Source organism: Acinetobacter sp. YH12135 (assembly GCF_013418565.1).
Taxonomy (GTDB): domain Bacteria; phylum Pseudomonadota; class Gammaproteobacteria; order Pseudomonadales; family Moraxellaceae; genus Acinetobacter; species Acinetobacter towneri.
This window is the reverse complement of record NZ_VPBU01000016.1, coordinates 54,376-70,693: the sequence shown is the minus strand read 5'-3', so window position 1 is coordinate 70,693 and position 16,318 is coordinate 54,376. Positions and strand designations below refer to the sequence as shown.

Genomic DNA, 16,318 nt, shown 5'->3' with positions numbered 1-16,318 from the left:
AATCCATGTTGCAAAGCGACTGAAGCAATTGAAACGTCCGGTGCTTTACAAGCCTGAACGATCTGCTGTTTAAATTCAGCACTGTATGTTCTTCGTTTTTTCGCAAGAGATGCGATGGATGTCTGATTATTTGTAGTCATAAATTTAAGTCCCCACTTGTTTCTAAGTGGGGACTAAATTAAGGCTTATAGGATGAATTCAGAAGGTGTGTTCAGCGGACGCTTACGTTACAAGCACTTGGTTTTATGCCTATTTAACTGGAATAGCTCAACAAGTAAAACAGACTTATAACCTTCCATTGGTTCTTATTGTTGATAATGCCTCGATTCATAGAAGTAAAAAGATGGCTGATTACAGAGAGCTACTTAAAAGTAACTTTTCGACGAATTTGTATTTTATTCCAGCTTATAGCCCTGAGTTAAATCGAATCGAGATGGTATGGAAGCAGATGAAATATTATTGGCGAGATTTTCAAGTCATGACAGCTGATAAAATAGAGCAATGGGTGGAGAGAGTATCAAACCAATTCGGAAAAGAATACATGTTTACTTTTTAATGACAGCTTATGAATTGGTGGTCGCAAAATTAAGGAAAGTAGAAAAACAACGGGTTGGGCTAATTAAAGCATTTCATACAAAATCACCCTAATATTCTTCTTTTGGAATCATTATATCTCACACCTATTTAAAGAAAAAAATATAATAAATAAGTTTTACCATTGATATTGTGCAAATAAATAGGCTTCCATTCTATGCGCTTGATTTGTGTTTAAATTATCCGTCAAATACTTCATTCCAATATTTTCATGCCTAAAAGAAACACCTAAGCTTTTGGTTTGTGGCTCAAAATGTAGACCTAATTGCAATGAGTCAGGTTGCCATAAAAAGTGCATTTGCCATAAACTTGTGAACGGGTTAGAAAAACTACTAACTCCTAATTGGATTTCTGAATGAATATTGTAAAGTAATTCGGTCGAAATTTTATATGGAATTTTTTGCTTATAACTCTTATCTGTAGCTACTGTGCCGGTTAAATTAATTCGAGGTCGAGAGTTTTGATCAAATGTTGCTTGGTATTGGCTATAGGGAGCTTCATCCCAATACATATAGCTAAAAATATCCTCCAATTGGAATTTCAAGTACCATTTTTCTAACCACTCCCCTTGTAAAGTAAGATCTAAAGCATAACCATAACCTTCTTTTGCTCTAAAATCTCCAAGACCTAACTCATCCTCTTTTAATGCTGGCTGGTCATAATAATAATTAAGTTGTCCATTCAACCATTGCACACGGTCTGCTAAACGAGGCATTAAATTAGTTTCACCAAAAGCATTAAATTGACCGTCTACAAAATGTCGACCATATAATGCACTTACACCGGCTGTAAGTATCCAATTTGATTGGGGCACCCAGTCATATGCTATACGTGCGCCAATACGCTCTAAATGTTGTGCATGTAGTGTTAATTCATACATACTCTCTGCATCTAAAGGCAAATCATTTTCAATTTGGTAATAAAGCTTTGCCATATCTGGACTAAATTTTAAAATGTAATCATAACGCCACAACCAACCTAAATTCCATTGATCTTGTTGCACAGAAAGCTGCATCAAACCATGAGCAAAGGCGTACTTGCCACTTTTAAAATCAGGATCTTGCCAATCATCTAAAAAAGCATCAATAGCAATAGGCTCACTATATAATGACGCATCCGCTCGATATTCCACGCTCGCAGCATAGGTGAAAACTGAAAAAAAACATAGAATTAAAAATAGATATTTCATAAAAAATAAAATGGTTTCTTAATTTCAGAAAAATCTATTTGTATAGACATCACTGTATCAAGAAACCATTTCCTTATAATATTAAGGAGCTATAACAAGAATCTGATTATCAACAAATGAAGCGATATAGTTTCCTGTTGAGTTTTTTGTCACCTTACCTTGAGATTTTCCATTTACCATAATATCTGCCTGAGTAAATGTATCAATATTTTCAATAGTGACCGAAGCACCTGTTTTATTTTTAATAACAGCAGATAAAAATGGTTCAGCATTCAACTGTTGTGCTACTAGATTAATATCTAGTACAGACTTATCTACGGCAACTTCAATATTCGCTGTTCCCTTAGTGAGTTCTGAACGCTTTGCATTTACACTTAACACAAATGGTTTTGTCGTAGCTTGAGCACCTTTTAAATTACCAGCTAATTTAAGATATACGCTTGCATCCATAAAATTATCTGGTGTTTCTACAAGAATATTATAAACTTTATTAAAATCATTATTTAAGTTTAACTTTGCATCTAGTTGAAGCAATTCATCATTGAGATCAAGACTACCTTTTAAAATAATTTCTGCAGGTATTAACTGATCATAACTAGCTACGCCATCAGTCAACTTTGCAACTTTAGCTTGAGCTGAAAACTCAGTCAAAATAGCAGTTAATCCTTCACTTTCAAACTGTACATTTAAAAACTTTAATTGAGCATTTTGTGGTAATTCTTCTGCAGCTCGCTCATCCATTTTCATTGCATCCGCATACGTTACTGCAATTGCACTGGTGTTACTAAAACTTAATTTTGCTTTTTTATTATTAGCTAAGTTTTGTACTTCTAAAATACTGTTAGCACCAATTGTCGCATTTAAAGTAGTATTTACCTGATCTAAAACAGGTTCCTCAACTGTAAAATTACCTACAGTAATAGCCATTTCATCACCATAAATAGCATATTCTGGATTTGAAAACCAACCATCAGGCCAATTATCTTGTTGAGCTTTATCAAAATCAAAATTCTGAAAAGTTTCAGCTTTTAATGTACCCGATACTTTTACACTATTTGCACTCGTTACCACCTGCAACGTATTATTTTTTATGTTGTACTCTTGAGTAAAACCACCTAATGCTAATAATTTTTCTAAATCTTTGGCTGTATATGTTTTATTACTCCCACCCGCATCTGCCTGTGCCAAACGTACTAATGTAATAACAATATCCGCAGCGTCAATCAAATCACTTGTTGTACCATTAATCGCCTGTATTGGTTGTTGATAACGTTCACTAATATCAGCAAAGCCATCATAATACGCAACAATATTATTTACCGTCTGAATCAACTCTTTTGCATTAGACAAATCATTGGCTGGTTGTTGAATGACACTACCATCTGCAGGATTTTTGGGTGAAGTGTCACTTCCACCACCACCACCACAAGCTGTCAAAATTAAGGCACAAGACACAGTTAAAATCGTTTTTTTCATCATGAGTTTCCCTCTAAAATAATTGTTATAAAAAAACGGTTGAAAAATATCACTTTTTCAACCGCTTAACAATATATTATAAATATATCTTTTATTCTAAATCACTCTTCAGGATACTCAAAACGATAGCCCACACCATACACCGCCTGAATCCATTCATGACGATTTCCCGTTTCGGCAGCGTCAGAAATTTTACGGCGCAAGTTTTTAATGTGGCTATCAATTACACGATCTGCCACTTCAAAACTGTCTGGGTTAATATGGTCTAGCAACTGCGCGCGTGAATACACCTGCCCGACATGCTCTAAAAACAATTCCAATAAACGGAATTCGGTTGGGGTCAAATTCAAGGTTTTTTGCTGATACCAAATACGCTGCTGCGCTCTATCCATACGGAACAAAGACTGATCTTCGGACTCAGCCTTACGTTCCAAACGGCGCAACACCGCTTGCACGCGCGCGACCAACTCTTTCGGGCTAAAAGGCTTACATACATAATCATCTGCACCCATGTTCAAACCTAGCACCCGATCAATTTCCTCAGTACGTGCCGTGACCATAATAATAGGCACATCAGACTGTTCACGTACTTTGCGGCAAATGGTCAAGCCGTCCATACGCGGAATCATCAAGTCTAAAATCATCAGGCTTGGTTTACGCTGCAAAAAGCTGTCATAGGCTTCTTGTCCATCATGAAACATACTGACTTCAAATCCAGCAGCTTCTAAATAATCTCGCACCAATTGGGCAAGTTCAATTTCATCTTCAACCAGCAAGAGATGTTTCATGCGCGATTCCTTAAAGTCCTTCAAGATTTGATTGTTTTTGGAAAGCTTAATTTGCAGCGTAAACCACCCAACGGTGAATGTGCAAAACTTAACTCTCCGCCCAATGCTTTGGCAATTTTGACCGATAAAGCCAGACCTAAACCTGTCCCGCCTGTAGCACGTGTACGCGAATCATCGACACGATAAAAACGCTCACCCAAACGTGCCAATTGTTCATCACTTAAACCAAACGGGCTATCATCTACATACACCGTCCACTCGGTTGCGCTTTGACTGGTGTGAATATGCACCTGCCCACCTGCTTCAGTATAGCGAATACTATTACTGAGCAAGTTGAGCATAATTTGTTTAAAGCGGTCTATATCCAATTGTAATTGCGTGCCTTCACCCGACACGATCAAGTCCAACTGAGCCTGCTCAAATTTCGGCTTAAAGCTTTCGATTTCCTGCTCAATCACTTGCCATGGATCAATGCTCGAGAAATAACATTTCAGCTGCATGGCTTCCGCTTGCGCCAAGTCCGATAAATCCTGTGTGAGTTTTTTCAGATTATTGACCTGATGCATCATCGCAGCCAAATGCTCTGGTGTGGCTTGGCGGATACCATCTTGCATGGCTTCAATTTGCGCCTGCAACACCGCCAATGGCGTTTTTAATTCATGCGAAGTATCAGCTACCCACTGACGACGTGAAGTTTCATGTTGATCTAAAATAACCGCCAAATGATTCAATTCGTTAGATAAATCACCCAACTCATCATTACGATTGACCTTGACCTGATGTTGATAATGGCCTTTGGTTAATTCACGTGTGCCATTTAATAAGCGCTGAATTGGCTTTTTAAAGTAGGTCGCTAACAATAAAGCAGCAATCAAGCTCGCCAAAATACTTAAAGCATAAGCCAATAATAAATAACGAGTTTGTTTGCTAAAAAAATTAATACTTAAAGCATCTTCCTGATCTAACACAGGTTTTAAGCCCAGATAACCCACGATTTTTTCACCGACCATAATTGGACGAAAGGAAATTTGAGTTTCAGCAGGCTCTCCCACTACAAATTGCCGCTGGGCATCATATAAAGATAAGCGTGAACTCAAGCCTAAACGGTCAGGCATCGAAATAAATTGTTTTTTTCCAGATGATTCTGTCGTGTTGTGGTGTCCTTCATTTTTACGATCAGGACGGAAAGCATTCTGATTGGCACTCAAAGGAAACACTAAACCTTCAAATGGCTGAAATTGTGAAGGTAAATTCAGCTCTAACCAGCGAAGTTCTTCCGCATTGGCTTGTCGTTTGCCTGGCTCAGGCTCGACTACACTTGAGTTTACATTGGCGAGGGTGTGTTCCTGAAAATAACGCTGCTGCAAAGCAATGTCATACTGACGACGTAACCACCACCGCGATAAACGGTCATAATCATCGGGCGCAGCTTCACCTTCAATTTGGAGAATTTGCGCCTGAATGGCGTTGCCCCAATCGTGATATACCGCATAGACTTCTGCCAAGTTTTGAATGACTAAGTCCAGCTTTTGCATTTCGACATCAGCCACGTATTTACTGAAATTACGCTGCATATTGACATGCAATACCCCCAAACTGACCGTGGTGATCAGTAAGGTCGTCAGCAGCACTGTGAGAAACAGGCGTAATGCGATGGGAATACGGCGAATTTTCAAAAGCGCAATCTCAGCTTTTCTTATTGATTTTGAGCATTGTAACCAACAGTGCTAGAAAAAACTCTCCATTGTTTCTTCATCTTTATTATTTAATCTTAACTGAGTGAAGTTAAAAGCAGGTTGGGGAGTTTGAAGATGAAACAGATGACGAAAATCGCATTACTTGGGGCAAGTGTTTTGGGCATGGGGATTTTAACTGCATGCCAAACCAGTAATGATCTGACCGAACGACAACAAACACGTATGTTTAAACAACATTATGCTCAAGATGGACAACGCTTCAGTCCTGAACAACGCGAGCAATATCGTGCCATGCGTGCAGAACACCGCGCATTTCGTGGGCAGATGCAACAGGCTTGTGACAACAAAGCAGTAGGTACAAATCTACAATTAAAAGTAGGTGATCAAACACTCGCAGGTACCTGTACGATGCGTTTCCAGCCTGATCGCCAGTCATTTAAACAACATCGCCAATATGCGATGCAACAACACCAAGCCATGCGTGCAAAAATGCCGCGTATGCAACAACGTGGTGAAGTGCTGACCGATGCGCAACGTGCTGAAATGACCAAACGGTACGATCAACGATTAGCACAACATCAAGCGCATCAAAAGGCCATGCGTGCTGCCTGTGAAGGAAAAATGCATGGACAACACGTTCAAGTGAAACTGGGCGAACTACAACTCAAGGGACAATGCTTGGTTCGTTTTCAGCCGAATCAACCTATGCAACAAATGAGAATATCACCTACTTCGCGCTAATGCATTCAGGTGAGCACACACTTACACGACTCTAAGGCACTCGATTGAGTGCCTTTTTATTTACCTTTTTATCCACTTCACTTAGACATATCTCTTTACGCTTTTTGACTATTTGTATCATTTCAAATTCAGCAAAACTGTTTACACTCAAGTAACTTAGCCATTTCAAGATAAAAATCTTTGACTTTGCAGTCACCAAGAAATGCTATGCAGATGCTTGTACCGAATTAGAAGATGTTGCACGATTACAACCATTCCAACATGGCATGTCTGAGAAGGCATGCGCTGAAATCCATTTAAAATATAACGCTGGTCAAACCAGTATTGAGGAAACCGATATGCCACAATACAAAGCGCCTTTACGTGATATGCAATTCGTTTTGCATGAATTATTAAATGCCGAAGATCACTATGCAAAATTACCTGCATTCCAAGAAAACGTAAGCCGTGAATTGGTTGACCAATATTTGGAAGCTGCAGCAGATTTCTGTGAAAACGAATTATCTCCGTTAAACCAAGTGGGTGACCGTGAAGGTTGTACTTGGAATGATGGCGTGGTGACTACACCAACGGGCTTTAAAGAAGCGTATCAAAAATATATCGAACTTGGCTTCCCGTCTCTTTCTGCTGAAGAACAATACGGCGGTCAAGGTCTACCTGTTTCTCTAGGAAACGTGATTTCAGAAATGGTAGGTACAGCAAACTGGGCATGGGGCATGTACCCAGGTCTTTCTCATGGTGCTGTACGTACTTTAGAACACCACGGTTCAGATGAACAAAAAGCAACCTATCTGCCAAAGCTTGTTTCAGGTGAGTGGACAGGTACCATGTGTTTAACCGAATCTCATGCAGGTTCTGACTTGGGTATTATCCGTACTAAAGCTGAACCTCAGGCCGACGGAAGCTATGCAATCTCGGGCGAGAAAATCTTTATCTCTGCTGGTGAACATGACATGGCAGAGAATATCGTGCACATCGTATTGGCACGTTTACCTGGTGCACCTAAAGGAACTAAAGGTATTTCTCTGTTCATCGTTCCTAAGTTCAACCTGAATGCAGATGGTTCTTTAGGGGAGCGTAATGGTGTACGTTGTGGTTCAATCGAACACAAAATGGGTATTCATGGCAATGCAACTTGCGTCATCAACTTTGATAATGCGAAAGGTTTCTTGATTGGCCCTGAAAACCGTGGTCTAAACTGCATGTTCACGTTCATGAACACTGCACGTATCGGTACAGCGGTACAAGGTCTTGCAGCATCTGAAGGTTCTTTCCAAGGTGCGTTGACTTATGCCAAAGACCGTTTAGCAATGCGCTCACTTTCTGGTCCGAAAGCTCCTGAAAAAGAAGCAGATCCAATTATTGTGCATCCTGCTGTACGCAATATGCTATTGACTCAAAAAGCGTTTGCTGAAGGTGGTCGCGCACTAGTGTATCTGTTGTCTCTACACGCAGATATCGTTGAACAAGGTGCAACTGAAGAAGAACGTAAGTTCTCTGACAACATCTTGTCTTTATTGACGCCTATTGCAAAAGCATTCTTAACTGAAACAGGTTCTGAATCTGCAAAACATGGTGTGCAAGTCTTCGGCGGTCATGGCTTCATTTCTGAGCATGGCATGGAACAAATTGTGCGTGATACACGTATTTCATGCTTGTACGAAGGTACAACTGAAATTCAAGCAATCGATTTGTTAGGTCGTAAAGTTTTGGGTACACAAGGTGCAATGTTGAAAGACTTCACCAAAATCATCCATAAATTTGCAGAAGCCAACAAAGACAACGCAGCAATGCAAGAATTTGTTGAACCGCTCGCAGCGCTCAATAAAGAATGGGGCGATTTGACCATGCAAATTGGTATGCGTGCAATGCAAAACCCTGAGGAAGTAGGTGCTGCAGCAGTAGACTACATGTACTTCTCTGGTTATGTAACACTAGCTTACCTATGGGCACGTATGGCATTGGTCGCTCAAGAAGCACTTGCAGCAGGCACAACCGATGTAGACTTCTACAATGCTAAAGTGACGACTGCACGTTTCTACTTCAAGAAAATCTTGCCACGTGTTCGCTCACACGTAGACGTGATTGCAACAGGTGTAGAGCCACTATTTGCATTAGATGCTGAACACTTTGCTTTCTAAGCGAAAATTGAAACTCGCTAAATATTGAACATATTTAGCGGGATATTCAAAATGTTGTACTCTTGAGTACAGAAATTGAGAAAGGACGGTCATAGCATTGACAGTCCTTTTTCTTTATAAATAAAGCATTCTTTCGCTTTAGTCGCCTACAACATTCACAATTGTAGATTACACTGAACTCAACGAATCAAGATTCAAACAATAAACAGGTGAACTCACATGCCAATTTATAATGCCCCACTTGCCGATATGAAATTCATCTTAAATGATGTATTCAATGCAGAACAATTCTGGCAAAACAATGAAAACCTCGCTCACCTTGATGCTGCAACGGCTGAAGCAATTTTGGAAGAAATGGCAAAATTTGCCCAAAATGTGACGTTGCCTATTAACCGTAGCGGTGATGAAGAAGGCGCGACCTATAACAATGGCGAAGTCACCACACCTGCTGGGTTTAAAGAAGCATTTAAACAATATGCCGAAGGCGGCTGGATTGGTTTAGGCGCAGATGAAGAATGGGGTGGTCAAGGCATGCCAAAAATGCTGACAGTATTGTCAGATGAAATGCTGTTTGCCACCAACCCATCCTTCATGTTGTATCCACTGCTATCTGTCGGTGCAGGCATGGCATTAAGCAGCTATGCATCACAAGAACAGAAAGAAACCTATTTACCTAAAATTTACTCAGGTGAATGGTCAGGTACCATGTGTTTGACTGAACCACATGCAGGAACAGACCTCGGGATTATTAAAACCAAAGCAGAGCCAAATGCAGATGGTACGTACAACATCACAGGGACTAAAATCTTTATTACAGGTGGTGATCACGACCTCGCAGAAAACATCATTCACTTAGTTTTAGCGAAAACACCAGACGCTCCTGCAGGTTCACGCGGTATTTCTTTATTCATCGTGCCAAAATTCTTGGTGAATGAAGATGGTTCGTTGGGTGAGCGCAACCCAGTAGGTCCAGGCTCAATCGAACACAAAATGGGCATTAAAGCCTCTGCAACTTGTGTGATGAACTTTGATGGCGCCAAAGGTTACTTGGTCGGCAAAGAAAATGAAGGTTTGGCAGCCATGTTCATCATGATGAACTACGAACGCCTGTCTATGGGAATTCAAGGTTTAGGTGCATCAGAATTTGCCTATCAAAATGCTGCACAATATGCGACTGACCGTATCCAAGGTCGTAGTGCATCGGGTGTAAAATCACCAAACAAAGCTGCAGACAGCATTTTGGTACATGGCGATGTACGTCGTATGTTACTTAATGCGCGTGCCAATAATGAAGCTTCGCGTGCATTTGCGGTATATGTGGGTCAACAATTGGATATCACTAAATTCTCTACCGATGCAGAAGCTGTGAAAAAAGCCAATGACCGTGTTGCATTGTTAACTCCAATTGCCAAAGCCTACTTAACCGATACTGCTTTCAATGCGACACTTGATGCGCAAATGGTCTTCGGTGGTCATGGTTATATCCGTGAATGGGGTATGGAGCAATGTGTTCGTGATTTACGTATCGCCCAAATTTATGAAGGCACCAACGGCGTACAATCGCAAGACTTGATTGGTCGTAAAACCATTAAATGTAATGGCGAATTTATTGCAGAATACATTGCAGAAATCCGTGATTTCACCAATGGTTTAGATGCAGACCTCAACTTCATTAAAGATGCAACTTTAGATGCAGCGACTGAAGTTGAATCCGTTACACAATACATTTTAAATGCAGCTAAAGAAAATGTAGATTTCCCGAACGCAGCAGCGGTTGATTATTTACATGCGGTAGGTTTGCTCAGCTTCTCATATATGTTTGCGCGCATTGCCAATGCAGCCAAACAAAAAGAGGGTGAGTTCTATCAAAACAAATTGTCATTGGCACTGTACTTTGTACAACGTATTTTGCCAGAACTAGCTTTACGCATTACTAAAGTGAAAGCGGGTGCAGAAGTGGTAATGAACTTCAGTGAAGATTACTTCACCAACCAGTCTTAATTCATACAGTATCTGCAAAAACGCCTGAATCATCAGGCGTTTTTTTATACTAAATTTTATATCCCTATTCTAAATTGTGCATGAAATTTGCATTACCTTTGTTGAAGTCTGAATATCCATACTCAAACAGGAGGTGAAAATGGCAGTACGTCGTTCAAAAATAGATAGAAATATTCAAGCAGTTGAAAGCCTATTAGACAAATATGGCAATTGGGCAGTAGAAAGTTTTCATTATCTTGCGCTCTTTATCATTGGCTGTATGGTCATTTGGTCTGCTGGACATACGGTAATTGATATTTTCACCATCAAACAATATGCCACTATTGATGACATCTTATTGCTTTTTATCTATTTAGAACTAGGAGCAATGGTTGGTATTTATTTTAAAACCAATCACATGCCTGTACGTTTTTTAATTTATATTGCCATTACCGCACTAACCCGTTTGCTAATTTCAGATATTCAACACGACCATAAAGCTGATCTCGATTTAGTGATTATTACTGGTTCAATTTTAATTTTAGCCGCTGCAATTTTAGTGGTGCGTTTTGCATCTTGGCATTACCCTTCCGTTATTCGAGACAAGCACAGTGAAAAGCCTTTAGCACAAGGCAAAACCCCTCGCCCAGAAGATGATGAATTGGCGTAAAAATCTAAAATAGGTCAAAAAAATGCTTCTAGATACTCAATATCTAGAAGCATTGATGTCTATGATTTCACTTTTTTCTCAACGATTTGCCACCAACACATAACGCCCATGTTCAAAAATCCAGTACATACCTCGTGGCGGAGCGGGTAAACCCAAGTGCTGCCAGTCGGTCACCACACGATAGGTCGAACTTTCAATATGTGCGCTACTTGGCTCACCATTTACCCAACTGTAACTTTGGTGGTTATATTGCACAGTACTTGGCGCATTGTATTGAATATTGATGCCACTACGAATCGTGGGCTGCCCCCACTGCGGCACAGGTCGTTGATGGTATGGATAATGTGGTGAATAGGAATAGGGTTGCTGTGAATGATAAGGTCGATGCTGCGGATAAGCAGTACGATGTTGTGGCGAATAAGGACGATGCTGATCACGCTGTGTATTGACGCCTGTATATCCTGCCCAACGATTGGTTTCGGCCAAGCTCTGCATCGACACACCTAAAAATAGCATGCCACTCAATGCAGTTAAAATCGCCACTTTCATATCTAGCACTCCTATTTTCATATTTTTATTCTAAGCTCAAATTAAGGATAAATAATGAATAAAAAATCAGCAATTTTAAACTTTCGTCTCCGCAGATTTCACCGACACGGCTCGCCATTTATGAAATATCTCCAACCCCTATGCTAAGATACATTTTTTTTGAAATTGGATGAAACCTCGTGCCTGAATTAAATTTTGACCGCCTTCATCAGTTTTTCTGCAAAGTTCCGAGTGTACAGCAAGCCCGTGTAGACGCTTATGGTTCAGACGGTCAGCATGCATGGTGGTTCAAATTTCAAATTGATGTAGAACATCCGTTAGCATGGCAAACTGTGCAGGAATTGGGACATGTGCTGAATTATATTTCCAGAGATGAGCGCTTGCCGACTCAATTCTTACCTGTTTCACCGCCACCGTATATGAATGGTGAAGCCAAAGATTTTTTATCGTGGGTAATTCAATGCAACCATCCAGAATTTAGCCCAGATGTGGTTTGTGATTGGTTAGAAGCGCGTTTACCGAATCCTGTGGATGATGAAGCACAATGGAAAATCAAAACCGATATTGCCGAGTTAGATCAAATGAGTGATAAAGATTTGGATGAAATGGTGCCGCCAAATCCTGTAAAGTAATATTCGGCTCAAAAAAATCCCTCTTTCAATAAGAGGGATTTTTGAGTTCAAGGCATACAATTAAAAAATCAAAAGGTCGATAAACCACTCCATTCCATAAAGCGATACAGCGCATATTTCCACTTCGACTCATCGGCATAAACCGCATAATCCACACTCATATTTTTACCCTCAAGGTTTGACCATGCGGTATTAAAATAGTGTTGAGCATCCTGAAATACAGGGTCTTGCACCTGTCCGACCACACGCAAGTTGCTTTCTAAATTATAGTTTTTTAAATTACGTGCGGTGAAATTAGCAGAACCTAAAATCAACTCAGCCTGTGTGGCATTCGATTTCATCAGCATTTTATTGTGGCATTGCTCACCTTGGGTATTACACCAACGTACCTTCACCCCTGCAGCATGTAATTCTGCCGCCACCTGTCGGTTTGGAATGCCATTTTTTTCACGTCCAAAAGCATCTTTATTCGGGTCGAGTAATACCCGCACCTGTACGCCACGTTGCTGTGCAGCAATCAGTGCTTTGATGATTTGTCGCTCCGATAAATAGAACATTGCCAAATCCAGATGTTCTTGCGCTTTGGTCTGCCGAATCAGTGTCAAACTGGCCTCTAAAATGGCTTGTTCAGTGAGGACTTGCACTTGAGGATAGGACGAATCTGCCTCAAACTCTCCCACAATCACCCCAGACACATTGCCTTGCGACATACGTGCTACGGCTTGTTCAGTCTGCAAAATATCAACCGCTGTATTGCCTGTGACCACTAAGGCAATATTAGAATGACGCGAACTACCATCATGCGGATTCAATGAGGTCACCAACGCTTTCCAACCTTCGGTGGTATCAACCACCATGGTTTTACGATGATTGGCTTTAAAATTGAACAGACTAAAATAACTGCGCAAGGTAATTTTATCTTGCCCGAAAGGACTTGGTAGCCAACCTTTTTCTGCATTATTTGGAATACCCTGACAGCAGAGATACCAAAAACCTGACCACAATGGATTCGATGCCCGTAAAGGCGTTAAATCGGTTTCAATCACATCAATGCCTGCTTGACGCAATTGACGATAATGCTCAGGTGCAATACCGCCATATACTGAGTTAATTGGGTCTGTAATGACCTTAATTTCAATATTTGGCTGCAGCTGACGTTTATGAATTAAAGCATCGGTGAGTTGCTGTGTCAGTGGCTGATGCTGCTGTTTAGATGTTCCCACTTCAGGATTAAACAAGAACATATCCAATACAATGGTGCTTTGTGCTGCATCAACCAGCTCTAAAATTTCATTAAAAATTTGATGCTGTTGTTGCTGAACACCTTGCGCGTCGATATAGGTCTGATCGGCAATAAATTTAATAGGCGCATGACGTAATTTTCCAGTGTAATTCAGCCCTTCGGGTAATGGTTTTAAGCTGTGGTAGGTCGCAGACGCCAAATAACCTAAAGCCAGAAAACTTATAATAAGTCCCACATACGCCCGAGGCGACCAATTCAATTTTTGATGAATTCGCTGAAAGATACGCATAACAAAAAACCTAGTCCGATGCGCTCAGACTAGGTTTAATTGTTTGGATTTTCAAGAGGATTTCTGTGTTTTCACGCAGACATCCTGCTCAAAGCAAATTGAATTTTAGAAGCCAAATTCCACGCCTACTGTAAAGTTACGACCCACTTGTGGAATATTCGACAAGAATGAGGTATGTGAATACACTTCATCATCGAGCAAGTTGTTGGCTTTAAAATACACACGGTAATCTTGTTTGTTGGCATAGTTGCCTGCATAAGCCACACCAACATTGACCATATTATAGCCTGCTGTTTCTTGCTCTAAATAAGCAACCTTGTCTTGTTTGAAGACACGATAATATTCCGCCATACCCGACCAACCATCGGCAAAGTTGGCATCCACTTTAGTCCCCAAACGCCCTGCAGGTACACGTGATGCATTTTGATTGTCAATCTCACCACGGACATAATCACCAAATACACTGAGTTTATAATCTGGGCTGATCTGATAACCTAGCTTGGCTTCTGTGCCATAAAACTTGGCTTTGTCTTGTTGATAATCAATTAAACGGAAAGTTTCCTTATGGTCAGTAGTTGCACCATAAATATAATTATCAAACCAGTTATGATACACATGTAATGAATAATCGAGTTTGTCAGCTTCATAGTGCAAACCAAGTTCTAAATTATTCGACTTTTCCACATCTAAATTCGCATTCCCACGCTCATAGGTGTTGGTTGCAAAGTGGATTCCATTGGCATAAAGCTCTTGCGCCAATGGTAAACGCTGCTGATGTGAACCTGTAAGGGATAATTTATAGTTCGGTGCAAACTGCCAGTTGGCTGCGGCAGAAGCAGATACACCTGTATCTGAATAATCTTTTTTCTGAGCATCGACATCAATTTTTTGATGTTCAACCCGTGCACCGAGTTCAACATGTACATCACCAAATTGTTTATGCTCTAAACCAAATAAGCTGTATTTTTGTGTTTTCGTATCTGGCATAGGTACTGCTTCATGATAATGATCACCATGTTTTTCCTTCTGACCAGTCAAATCAATTTCATGCTGGCTAAACTGTGTACCAAACACACCTTCCCAACCTGCAAGGGGTTTGTGCACCAATTCTAAACGTGCATCATAGCCTTTGCTTTTAAAGTTACTGATGACTTTATTTTCTTCTAATTCATCATGCTCATAATCTGTAAAACTGGCATGCGCACGAAGTTTATCAAAGCCTGCAAAGGGCTGATCAAGTTCGGTACGCAAATCATAACGGTGTGATTCTAAGTCCACCCATGGGCCACCATGTGCATGTTCTTCAACAGTATTTGAATTAGGTGTCGGGCAACCATGAAAGTGATCATCGTGCAATACACAACCATGATATTCATGGCTATGCCCTGGCAACCCATATTTATCCTGACGATTACTATATGACACGCCCACAAAACCACGATCATGAATCCATGAGCCACCAATATTCACCGTTTGCCCTTCAGCAAAGGTATTCTCTACACGACGTGCTTTATCTAAATGTGTGCCTTCATCATCATGATCATGACCTGGATCATTATGTCCGTGATCATGGTCGTCATGTCCTGCTTCATCATTATGATGTTCTACCCAATAGTTTGGGGTAATGTAATCATTAGCCTTACGCTTAGAACCTTCTATACGCAGCGCAAACTGATCACCAATTGCTGCGGTCACACCTGCGCTGGCCAGTTTTTCATCACTGCCTGTGTTATAACGCAGACCGACTTGTCCTTCTAAACCATTATTTGGCATTTGCGTTGGAATTTTTTGGTCAGTGACATTGACCAAACCACCTACGGTACCCGCACTATAAAGTAAGGTTGATGGCCCACGAATAATTTCAACTTGCTTGGCTAAAATTGGATCTACCGTTACCGCATGGTCGGGTGAAAGTGTAGAAACATCTGCCGTTTCTGAAGCATGTTGCAGCACTTTAACACGTGGGCCATCTTGCCCACGAATGACAGGTCGGCTAGAGCCTGAACCATATTGGTTAGAATAAACACCTAGCTCATCTGCCATTGCATCACCTATAGTGGTGCTGCGCTCTGCCAACGTTTTCTGATCAAGCACATGATCTGCCACTGCAAAGTCTGCAGCAGTTTGCACCAAAGGATGTGCTTGTAACTGAATGGTTTCCAATTGTGTACTACTGCTTTCAGTATTGGCGAATGCTGCAGGTGCCAGCACTGAAAAAATGGAAAGTGTTATTAAATTTTTATGGAACGACATGACCCATGCTCAAATTAGCAAAAATAATTAATGTTATAATATAACATTTCATTAACATTGCAATAAAAAACATTGT

General features: G+C 40.6%; 14 protein-coding genes. 6 read left to right on the top strand and 8 right to left on the bottom strand.

Annotated elements, in window-relative coordinates; genetic code table 11:
* Nucleotides 1-140, bottom strand: a 140-nt coding sequence (locus tag FTU70_RS10245) for a transposase (RefSeq protein ID WP_151813106.1), incomplete at its 3' end; no start/stop codon positions are given.
* Between the two features lie 65 nt (nucleotides 141-205).
* Here FTU70_RS10245 and FTU70_RS10240 point away from each other — a divergent pair.
* Complete coding sequence (locus FTU70_RS10240) at nucleotides 206-556, top strand: transposase (protein ID WP_373685341.1); 351 nt, start codon at nucleotides 206-208, stop codon at nucleotides 554-556.
* A 156-nt stretch (nucleotides 557-712) separates the two neighbouring features.
* On the opposite strand, the gene FTU70_RS14365 is transcribed toward FTU70_RS10240, so the two are convergent.
* The 4 genes from FTU70_RS14365 to baeS all read right to left on the bottom strand — a co-directional run bounded on the left by FTU70_RS14365 (nucleotide 713) and on the right by baeS (nucleotide 5,723).
* Complete coding sequence (locus FTU70_RS14365; protein ID WP_225543645.1) at nucleotides 713-1,726, bottom strand: hypothetical protein; 1,014 nt, start codon at nucleotides 1,724-1,726, stop codon at nucleotides 713-715.
* A 138-nt stretch (nucleotides 1,727-1,864) separates the two neighbouring features.
* Nucleotides 1,865-3,259 (bottom strand): hypothetical protein, encoded by a 1,395-nt coding sequence (locus FTU70_RS10230; RefSeq protein WP_131260770.1) that lies wholly within the window; start codon nucleotides 3,257-3,259, stop codon nucleotides 1,865-1,867.
* 101 nt (nucleotides 3,260-3,360) lie between these two features.
* Nucleotides 3,361-4,047 carry a response regulator gene (locus FTU70_RS10225; protein WP_180060547.1) on the bottom strand — a complete coding sequence of 229 codons (687 nt, stop codon included), beginning with the start codon at nucleotides 4,045-4,047 and terminating at the stop codon, nucleotides 3,361-3,363.
* A gap of 20 nt (nucleotides 4,048-4,067) precedes the next feature.
* A complete protein-coding gene (gene baeS, locus FTU70_RS10220; protein ID WP_180060546.1) occupies nucleotides 4,068-5,723 on the bottom strand; it encodes a sensor histidine kinase efflux regulator BaeS in 1,656 nt (551 codons plus the stop codon).
* A 135-nt stretch (nucleotides 5,724-5,858) separates the two neighbouring features.
* On the opposite strand from baeS, the gene FTU70_RS10215 reads away from it, so the two are divergent.
* The 4 genes from FTU70_RS10215 to FTU70_RS10200 all read left to right on the top strand — a co-directional run bounded on the left by FTU70_RS10215 (nucleotide 5,859) and on the right by FTU70_RS10200 (nucleotide 11,276).
* Nucleotides 5,859-6,485, top strand: a complete 627-nt coding sequence (locus FTU70_RS10215; RefSeq protein WP_004975043.1) for a hypothetical protein — start codon at nucleotides 5,859-5,861, stop codon at nucleotides 6,483-6,485.
* A gap of 338 nt (nucleotides 6,486-6,823) precedes the next feature.
* A complete protein-coding gene (locus FTU70_RS10210) occupies nucleotides 6,824-8,626 on the top strand; it encodes an acyl-CoA dehydrogenase C-terminal domain-containing protein (RefSeq protein ID WP_026438352.1) in 1,803 nt (600 codons plus the stop codon).
* A 219-nt stretch (nucleotides 8,627-8,845) separates the two neighbouring features.
* The gene (locus FTU70_RS10205) at nucleotides 8,846-10,627 is read left to right on the top strand and encodes an acyl-CoA dehydrogenase C-terminal domain-containing protein (RefSeq protein ID WP_180060545.1); all 1,782 of its coding nucleotides are present in this window, start codon (nucleotides 8,846-8,848) and stop codon (nucleotides 10,625-10,627) included.
* Nucleotides 10,628-10,766: 139 nt separating this feature from the next.
* Nucleotides 10,767-11,276, top strand: coding sequence for a phosphate-starvation-inducible protein PsiE (locus tag FTU70_RS10200; RefSeq protein WP_019836466.1), 510 nt, complete (start codon nucleotides 10,767-10,769; stop codon nucleotides 11,274-11,276).
* A gap of 78 nt (nucleotides 11,277-11,354) precedes the next feature.
* On the opposite strand, the gene FTU70_RS10195 is transcribed toward FTU70_RS10200, so the two are convergent.
* Nucleotides 11,355-11,825, bottom strand: a complete 471-nt coding sequence (locus FTU70_RS10195) for an RcnB family protein (RefSeq protein ID WP_180060544.1) — start codon at nucleotides 11,823-11,825, stop codon at nucleotides 11,355-11,357.
* Nucleotides 11,826-12,004: 179 nt separating this feature from the next.
* On the opposite strand from FTU70_RS10195, the gene FTU70_RS10190 reads away from it, so the two are divergent.
* A complete protein-coding gene (locus FTU70_RS10190) occupies nucleotides 12,005-12,457 on the top strand; it encodes a hypothetical protein (protein WP_004975032.1) in 453 nt (150 codons plus the stop codon).
* Nucleotides 12,458-12,525: 68 nt separating this feature from the next.
* Here FTU70_RS10190 and FTU70_RS10185 read toward each other — a convergent pair whose 3' ends face one another.
* Complete coding sequence (locus FTU70_RS10185) at nucleotides 12,526-13,989, bottom strand: phospholipase D family protein (RefSeq protein ID WP_180060543.1); 1,464 nt, start codon at nucleotides 13,987-13,989, stop codon at nucleotides 12,526-12,528.
* A 105-nt stretch (nucleotides 13,990-14,094) separates the two neighbouring features.
* Entirely contained in the window at nucleotides 14,095-16,242 is a 2,148-nt protein-coding gene (gene znuD, locus FTU70_RS10180; RefSeq protein ID WP_180060542.1) for a zinc piracy TonB-dependent receptor ZnuD, read from the bottom strand.
* Nucleotides 16,243-16,318: the final 76 nt, after the last annotated feature.